An 8,057-nucleotide genomic window follows, 5' to 3' on the forward strand; every position below is an offset into this window, starting at 1 on the left:
CGGCTTGTCCTGTCGCTTCGACCAGGAGATGTAATAGGCGACCGTCGTCATGATCGCGATGCCGGCAACGCTGACGAAGATCTGCGCGAACAGGGAGCCCGAGCTCATCGACAGCTCGAAATGGCCGACGAAAGACAGGAACACGCCGACGCAGAACACGGCGAGCGACTGCTGACCGCACACGATCACCGGATCAAAAATCTTCCACTCGAGGCCCGGCCAGTCCTTCGGCACGAAGCGGATCACCAAAATCACGATCACGGCGAAATGGATGAAGCGGTAGGGCGCGAGATTGGTCTTGTCGTTCGGATTGAACGCCGAGAACAGCCATTCCGGGAACATGGCGCCGAAGGTCGGGAAACGGCCGGCCATGGTCATGATCAGCGCGAACAGCAGATAGGCAAGACAGATCCACAGCGTGATCGGCGAATTGATCAGTGTCATCGACCGCCGCGCGCCGCCCATCGCGCACCAGGCGCCGAACACGAACAGCACCTGCCAGCAATAGGGGTTGAAGTACCACTGGCCGGCCGGATAGGCGTTCAGATTCCAGCCGAAATGACGTGCCGTCAGCCACAGCAGGATGGACAGCGCCATCGTCAGGTCGGGCTTGCGCAGCATGAACCAGAGCACCGGCGGAAACAGGCCCATCAGCACGATGTAGAGCGGCAGCACGTCGAGATTGAGCGGCTTGAAGCGCAGGAACAGGCCCTGGCGCAGCGTTTCGGTGGCATTGTCGACGAGGCCGGCCACGTTGAACTCGTTGATCATGTCTGAATCGCCGAAGCGCAGCGCGAGATAGCTGATCGAGGCGATGTAGATCACGAACAGGATGATGTGGGCGACGTAGAGCTGCCAGACGCGCTTGGTGAGCCGGGTGGCGCCGACGATGAAGCCGCGCTCCAGCATCATCCGCGCATAGACGAAGGAGGCGGTGTAGCCGGAGATGAAGACGAACAGGTCGGCGGCGTCGCTGAAGCCGTAATTGCGCGTCGTGATCCAGTTCACGACGTTGTCAGGGATGTGGTCGAGGAAGATCGCCCAGTTCGCAACGCCGCGAAACAGGTCGAGCCGCAGGTCGCGTCCTTTTTCCGGGAGCGTTGCATTGATGTTCAGGAAGGCCATGCGACGGGAGCTTTCGAAGAGGACGGACACGCAGGCATCGGCGGGGCAGTGCCGCCAGGCAGGATCCCGGCGAAGGCGGGTACGCAATTGTCACGGCGCAGCATAATGACTATACCCGTCGGCTAGGTTACCCAGGGGCGGAATCACCGATCAGTTCCCGAAAGGTGTCTCTATACTATCCCCGCGGTTTCCACCAACTGCTACCGTGAACGCATGAAAATCGACGAAAAGACGCAAGGGGTCCGGCCGACCAATGACCGCACGCATTTTTAAGCCCGCCAAAAACGCGATGCAATCGGGCAAGTCCAAGACCCGGGAATGGCAGCTCGACTACGAGCCGGAGCAGCCGCGGGCGGTTGAGCCGCTGATGGGCTGGACGTCGTCCGCCGACATGAAGCAGCAGATCACGCTGCGCTTCCACACCAAGGAGGAAGCGATCGCCTATTGCGAGCGCAAGGGCATCGCCTATCAGGTGATCGAGCCCAAGGAGTCGCAGCGCCGGCCGGTCGCCTATGCCGACAATTTCTCGTTCCGGCGTGGCGAGCCCTGGACGCACTGAGCTGGACCCACTGAGCTGGACCCACTGAGCTGGACCCATTGAGCTCGACCGACCGAGCCGCTTTCGCGCCGGCCGGCCCGCCCTCCGCCGGGGCCCGTAGAGCCCTTGGCAGCGATTCCGCCCCGTGCTTCGCTGGAACGGGGCATGACGGGATCAGGACGAGGTGGGTATGGCGGGGCGTCACCAGCTCGACGGCGTCGATCTGAAGATACTATCCGAGCTGCAACAGGACGGGCGGGTGCGCAACAACGAGCTTGCGCTTCGCGTCGGCGTGTCCGCGCCTAACTGCCTGCGGCGGCTGAAGGCGTTGTTCAGCCGCGGCGTCATCCGGGCGGTCCGCGCCGTCATCGATGAGCGGCTCCTCGGTTACGAGGTGGTCTCGTTTGTCGCCATCCAGCTCGGCAGCCAGGCCCAGCCGGTGCTGGAAGCTTTCGAGGGCTCGATCGCCGCGATCCCGCGCATCCAGCAGTGCTGGCGGATTTCGGGCGACACCGACTATCTCCTGAAATGCGTCGCGCCGAGCGTGGAGGACATGCGTCAGCAGCTTCTGCATTTCGCCGCGATGCCGAATGTGAAGAACGTGCGCAGCTTTCCGGTGCTGGGGGTCGCGAAGGACGTGCCGCTGCCGGTGCAGGAGGCCGCCGAAGTCGCGCCGGCGGGCTAGCGGCTTACCGAGCCCTGGGCCGAGCCGGGCCCCACCGTTGCTCGTCGCGAGAACGGCTGCGGTGCGGGCCATGCCATCATTTCTGCAAATCCAAAGTAGCGGAAACGGGGTGCGGACAACTTCGTTGCCGAATCGTCATCTGAATACCTAGGCAAGAAAACTGAGTAAATCACCTAACTGTGACATGTGATTTGGGAATTACTGCGATGCGCTGAGCCGTGATTGTCGGCTTCGGAGTGGCCCCTACATGCGCGGTGTGAAGCTCGGCGTGCATCGCGTGCCGAGGACTGTTTCGTGGGACCCTCATTCAGGAAATACAGCATGACCTCGACTTCGAAGACTGTCGTCGCCTCCGCTGCGGCGCTGTTTGCCTCTGCGTTCCTCATGATGTCGGCGCCTGCCGCACAGGCGGAAGACTACTGCATCACCAATGGTGCCCAGGCCGCCCATGGCTGCGGCTATCCGACGATGGAAGCCTGCCGGTCTGCAGCCGCCGGCATCGGCGGATCGTGTTCGCAGAGTGGCTCGAAGAGCACGAACGATTCTCTCGCCTATCAGCCGAAGCAATCGCAGTCGCGCACCAAGCTTCGGTCCGGCGCGCAAACCAACTCGAACTAACGCTTAGGATTGAGAGCGTTTTCGAAACATTGCGGCCTCCGAGCTTACTCTCGGAGGCCGCGAAAGTATGCTGCTGCAAAATTGCAAGCGAACGCTGTTCGGTCTCCGCGTGCGCGCGACTTAGCGATACCTGCCGCGAAACTCGCGCGGCGACGCGCCGGTCCAGGTGCGGAAGGCGCGGGAAAAGCTCTTTTCGTTGCGGAAGCCGGCGAGCTCGGCGATCCGCTTGATCGGCACGCGGCCGCGCATCAGCTCCTGCTTGGCGAGCTCGAGCTTGGCTTCTTCCTTCAAATCGCGCAGCGAGGTCGCTTCCTCGCGCAAACGGCGATGCATGGTGCGCGTCGAGAGCGCGAGCTCGCTTGCGACGTCCTCTGCGCCGAGGATGCGGCCGCGCGAGTTGCGCAGCACGCGGCGGACGCGCTCGACCAGAAGGCGGTCGCGCCGATAGGGCAGCACCGTCAGCCGCAGCGCGCCCTTCAGCATGTTGTCGAGGTCGGCGGCGCTGCGGGTAAGCGGCAGCGAGAGATAGTGCTTGTCGAAGACGATACTGGCGCGGTCCGCGCCGAAGCCGACCGTCTTGCAGAAGATGGTCGGGTAGACCGAGACATGGCACGGCTCGGGAAAAGGAAATTCCGCTGCGCGGAGCGCGATCGCGGAATCGACGGCCCAGCAGGAAAAGCCGAGCACGTAGCGGAGCAGGGTGACCAGGCAGAACTCGCGTAGCGTGCCAAGATCGCGCAGCTCGCGAATGGAGACGACCGCGGTCTCCTCGCTGATTGCGAGCTCGAACAGCACGTCCTCGGTCAGCAGGCGGTGATGCCGGCACCAGCGCTTGAGCGCCACCTCGAGATTGGGTGCGGTGATCGAGGCACGACACAGCATGCCATAGGTGCCCCAGGGCAACCGGCGGGAGAACCAGCCGAGCGCTTCGTCGTCGAGCTCACGCATAGCGTGGCCGGCTAGCGCCTCGAACTGGGCGGCCGTGACCCTCCCATCTGGCGATTTGACAAGGTCTGCTGCGACCTGCCCTTTGCTCAGGGCCTCGGCGGGGTCGCGTCCATAGCGGTCGTAGGCGGCGACGACACCGCGGACAAAGGCGGCCGGCGTCATGGCGCGGCGGGGTGTCGTGGTCGCGGCTTGAAAAGGCATGGAAAATCCTCGCCAAACTTGGCGGAAAATGCAACCTTTTAGACAGAAGCGGCGCTCGGGCGGGGGTAGGTTCGGGCCCGATAAGAACCCCGATAAGAACGGAGGAATCGCCTTGAATATCCCAAGCATCGATTTCGATCTGGGCGAAGAGATCACCATGCTGCGCGACACCGTGCGCGCGTTCGTGGAGGCGGAGGTCGCGCCGCGCGCCGCCGAGATCGAGAAGGCAAATCTGTTCCCTGCGGACCTCTGGAAGCGTTTTGGCGGCCTCGGCCTGCTCGGCATGACGGCGCCCGAGCAATATGGCGGCTCGAACATGGGCTATCTCGCCCACATCGTCGCTATGGAGGAGATTTCGCGCGGGTCGGCCGCGGTCGGGCTCTCCTACGGGGCCCATTCCAACCTCTGCGTCAACCAGATCCGTCGCAACGGCACCGAGGCGCAGCGGCAGCGCTATCTGCCGAAGCTGATCTCGGGCGATTATGTCGGCGCGCTCGCGATGTCCGAGCCCGGCGCCGGCTCCGACGTCGTCTCGATGAAGCTGCGCGCCGACAAGCGCGGCGACCGCTATGTGCTCAACGGCTCGAAGATGTGGATCACCAATGGCGGCGATGCCGACGTGCTGGTCGTCTATGCCAAGACCGATCCGGAAGCCGGTCCGCGCGGCATGACCGCGTTTCTCATCCAAAAAGGCTTCAAAGGCTTCACCCACGGCCAGCATCTCGACAAGCTCGGCATGCGCGGCTCCAACACCTATCCGCTTTTCTTCGACGAGTGCGAGGTGCCGGAAGAGAACGTGCTCGGCGGCGTGGGCGAGGGCGTCAAGGTGCTGATGTCCGGCCTCGACTACGAGCGCGCGGTGCTGTCCGGCGGCCCGCTCGGCATCATGGCGGCCTGCATGGACGTGGTCGTGCCCTACATGCACGAGCGCAAGCAGTTCGGGCAGCCGATCGGCGATTTCCAGCTCATGCAGGGCAAGCTCGCCGACATGTATTCGACCTGGCAGGCAACGCGCTCCTATGTCTACGCCGTGGGGCGCGCCTGCGACCGCGCCAACCACGCCCGCAGCTTGCGCAAGGACGCGGCCGCTGCGATCCTCTATTCCGCCGAGAAGGCGACGTGGATGGCGGGTGAGGCGATCCAGGCGCTCGGCGGCGTCGGCTACACCAGCGAGTTTCCCACGGGGCGGCTGTGGCGCGATGCCAAGCTCTACGAGATCGGCGCCGGCACCTCGGAAGTCCGCCGCATGCTGATCGGCCGCGAGCTGATGGCGGAAACGGCGTAGCACCGCCTCGCAGTTGGAAACGCCGCGAAAATAGGCCAGCCTGTCGCGGCATCTCACCACGTCACCAGAAACGCGGGACCACATGCCGCTCCATTCCAGCATCGATCCATCGTCCTCAGACTTCGGGCGTAACGCCGAAGCTATGCGCGCGCTCGTCGCCGATTTGCGCGAAAAGCTGAGCCAGGTCGCCGGCGGCGGTGGCGAGGCCTCGCGCGACCGCCACACTGCCCGGGGCAAGATGCTGGCGCGCCAGCGCGTCGACCTGCTGGTCGATCCCGGCACCGCGTTCCTGGAGCTGTCGCCGCTTGCCGCCTACGGCCTCTATGGCGGCGACGTGCATTCGGCGAGTATCGTGACGGGGGTCGGGCGCATCTCAGGCCGCGAATGCGTGATCGTGGCCAACGACGCCACCATCAAGGGCGGCACCTATTACCCGATGACCGTGAAGAAGCATCTGCGCGCGCAAGACGTCGCGCGGCAGAACAATCTGCCTTGCGTTTACATGGTCGATTCCGGCGGCGCCTTCCTGCCGCTCCAGGACGAGATCTTTCCGGATGAGCGGCATTTCGGCCGCATCTTCTACAACCAGGCGCAGATGTCCTCACAGGGCATCCCGCAGATCGCGATCGTGATGGGCTCCTGCACCGCCGGCGGCGCCTATGTGCCGGCGATGTCGGACGAGAGCATCATCGTGCGCAACCAGGGCACCATTTTTCTCGGCGGCCCGCCGCTGGTGAAGGCGGCGACCGGCGAGGTGGTGAGCGCCGAGGAGCTCGGCGGCGCCGACGTGCATTCGCGCCAGTCCGGCGTCACCGACCATTACGCTCAGAACGACGCGCATGCGATCGGCATAGCCCGGCGCATCGTCGGCACGTTGAAGCCGCCGGCGCGGCCGAATCTCAACATGCTCGCGCCGCGTGACCCGTTGTTTGCGGCGGAGGAGATCTACGGCGTGGTGCCGGTCGATGGCCGAAAGCCGTTCGACGTGCGCGACATCATCGCACGCATCGTCGACGGCTCGGAGTTCGACGAGTTCAAGAAGCTCTACGGCACGACGCTGGTCTGCGGCTTCGCCCATATCTGGGGTTTTCCGGTCGGCATCATCGCCAACAACGGCATCCTGTTTAGCGAGAGTTCGCTGAAGGGGGCGCATTTCATCGAGCTGTGCTGCCAGCGCGGCATTCCCCTGGTGTTCCTCCAGAACATCACGGGCTTCATGGTCGGCAAGAAATACGAGGCCGGCGGCATCGCGCGCGACGGCGCTAAGCTCGTCACGGCGGTTGCGACCGCCTCGGTGCCGAAATTCACCGTCGTGATCGGCGGCTCCTACGGCGCGGGCAACTACGGCATGTGCGGACGCGCCTACGGCCCGCGCTTCCTCTGGATGTGGCCGAATGCGCGCATCTCGGTGATGGGCGGCGAGCAGGCCTCCATGGTGCTGAGTCAGGTCCGGCGCGACAACATCGAGGCCAAAGGCGATAGCTGGTCCAAGGACGAGGAAGAGAAATTCCGCAGCCCGATCCGCGCACAGTATGAGAGCCAGGGCCACCCCTATTACGCCACCGCGCGGCTGTGGGACGACGGCGTGATCGACCCGGCCGACACGCGGCTCGTGCTCGGCCTCGGCCTCTCGGCGGCGTCGAATGCGCCGATCGAGCCCACGAAATTCGGCCTGTTCAGGATGTGACGATGGACCGCTCAAACCTCTACCGGCGCTTTCGTACGCTCCTGATCGCCAACCGCGGCGAGATCGCCTGCCGCGTCATCCGCACCGCGCGCGCCATGGGCCTGCGCACCGTCGCCGTCTATTCCGAGGCCGACCGCGACGCGATGCATGTCGCGCTCGCCGACGAGGCTGTGCTGCTGGGCCCCGCGCGGGCACGCGACAGCTATCTGAATGTCGAGCGACTGATCGAAGCCGCGCGGAAAACCGGCGCCGAGGCGGTGCATCCCGGCTATGGCTTCCTGTCGGAGAATGCCGAGTTCGCGCGGGCCTGCTTGGATGCCGGATTGGTCTTTGTCGGCCCGACCGCCGGGATGATGACGGCAATGGGCTCGAAGTCGGGCTCCAAGGCGCTGATGGAGAAGGCCGGTGTGCCGCTGGTGCCGGGCTATCACGGCGAGGCCCAGGACGATGCGACGCTGGCGAGGGCGGCAGAGAAGATCGGTTTCCCCGTGCTGGTCAAGGCCTCGGCCGGCGGCGGTGGCCGCGGCATGCGCATCGTGCGCTCGGCGGCTGAATTGGGGCCGGCGATCGTCAGCGCCAAGCGCGAGGCAAAAGCTGCGTTCGGCGATGACACCATGCTGATCGAGAAATATGTCGACAATCCCCGGCACATCGAGGTGCAGGTGATCGGTGACAGCCACGGCAATCTGCTCTCGCTGTTCGAGCGCGAATGCACGCTCCAGCGCCGGCACCAGAAGGTGATCGAGGAGGCGCCGTCGCCGACGCTCAACGCCGTCCAGCGCGAGACCGTCTGCGCCGCCGCACGCAAGGCGGCCGGCGCAGTGAACTATGTCGGCGCCGGGACGATCGAGTTCGTCTCCGACGGCAAGGACGTGTTCTTCATCGAGATGAACACCCGCCTCCAGGTCGAGCATCCCGTGACCGAGCTGATCACCGGAATCGACCTCGTCGAGTGGCAGTTGCGCGTCGC

The 8,057-nt window shown here is 64.7% G+C and carries 8 protein-coding genes; 6 read left to right on the plus strand and 2 right to left on the minus strand.

Features of this window, described 5'->3' with window-relative positions; genetic code table 11:
- The coding region (locus AYJ54_RS27860) for an OpgC domain-containing protein (protein WP_063703959.1) at window positions 1-1,125 on the minus strand (1,125 nt) is incomplete at its 3' end.
- Window positions 1,126-1,378: 253 nt separating this feature from the next.
- Here AYJ54_RS27860 and AYJ54_RS27865 point away from each other — a divergent pair.
- From AYJ54_RS27865 to AYJ54_RS27875, 3 genes are all read left to right on the plus strand, one after another.
- A complete protein-coding gene (locus tag AYJ54_RS27865) occupies window positions 1,379-1,684 on the plus strand; it encodes an ETC complex I subunit (protein WP_063703961.1) in 306 nt (101 codons plus the stop codon).
- A 169-nt stretch (window positions 1,685-1,853) separates the two neighbouring features.
- A complete protein-coding gene (locus AYJ54_RS27870; RefSeq protein WP_063703962.1) occupies window positions 1,854-2,348 on the plus strand; it encodes an Lrp/AsnC family transcriptional regulator in 495 nt (164 codons plus the stop codon).
- Window positions 2,349-2,669: 321 nt separating this feature from the next.
- The gene (locus AYJ54_RS27875; RefSeq protein WP_063703964.1) at window positions 2,670-2,966 is read left to right on the plus strand and encodes a DUF3551 domain-containing protein; all 297 of its coding nucleotides are present in this window, start codon (window positions 2,670-2,672) and stop codon (window positions 2,964-2,966) included.
- A 120-nt stretch (window positions 2,967-3,086) separates the two neighbouring features.
- Here the strand turns inward: AYJ54_RS27875 and AYJ54_RS27880 are convergent, their stop codons facing one another.
- Window positions 3,087-4,115, minus strand: a complete 1,029-nt coding sequence (locus tag AYJ54_RS27880) for an AraC family transcriptional regulator (RefSeq protein WP_063703966.1) — start codon at window positions 4,113-4,115, stop codon at window positions 3,087-3,089.
- Window positions 4,116-4,272: 157 nt separating this feature from the next.
- Between AYJ54_RS27880 and AYJ54_RS27885 the strand changes: the two genes are divergently transcribed.
- From AYJ54_RS27885 to AYJ54_RS52810, 3 genes are all read left to right on the plus strand, one after another.
- On the plus strand, window positions 4,273-5,400 hold the full coding sequence (locus AYJ54_RS27885) for an isovaleryl-CoA dehydrogenase (RefSeq protein WP_136623999.1): 1,128 nt from the start codon (window positions 4,273-4,275) through the stop codon (window positions 5,398-5,400).
- 82 nt (window positions 5,401-5,482) lie between these two features.
- On the plus strand, window positions 5,483-7,087 hold the full coding sequence (locus tag AYJ54_RS27890; protein ID WP_063703969.1) for a carboxyl transferase domain-containing protein: 1,605 nt from the start codon (window positions 5,483-5,485) through the stop codon (window positions 7,085-7,087).
- Window positions 7,088-7,089: 2 nt separating this feature from the next.
- Window positions 7,090-8,057: acetyl-CoA carboxylase biotin carboxylase subunit (locus AYJ54_RS52810; RefSeq protein ID WP_245329159.1), on the plus strand; the 968-nt coding region annotated here is incomplete at its 3' end.

The sequence above is a fragment of the Bradyrhizobium centrolobii genome (genome assembly GCF_001641635.1).
GTDB classification, from domain to species: Bacteria; Pseudomonadota; Alphaproteobacteria; order Rhizobiales; family Xanthobacteraceae; genus Bradyrhizobium; species Bradyrhizobium centrolobii.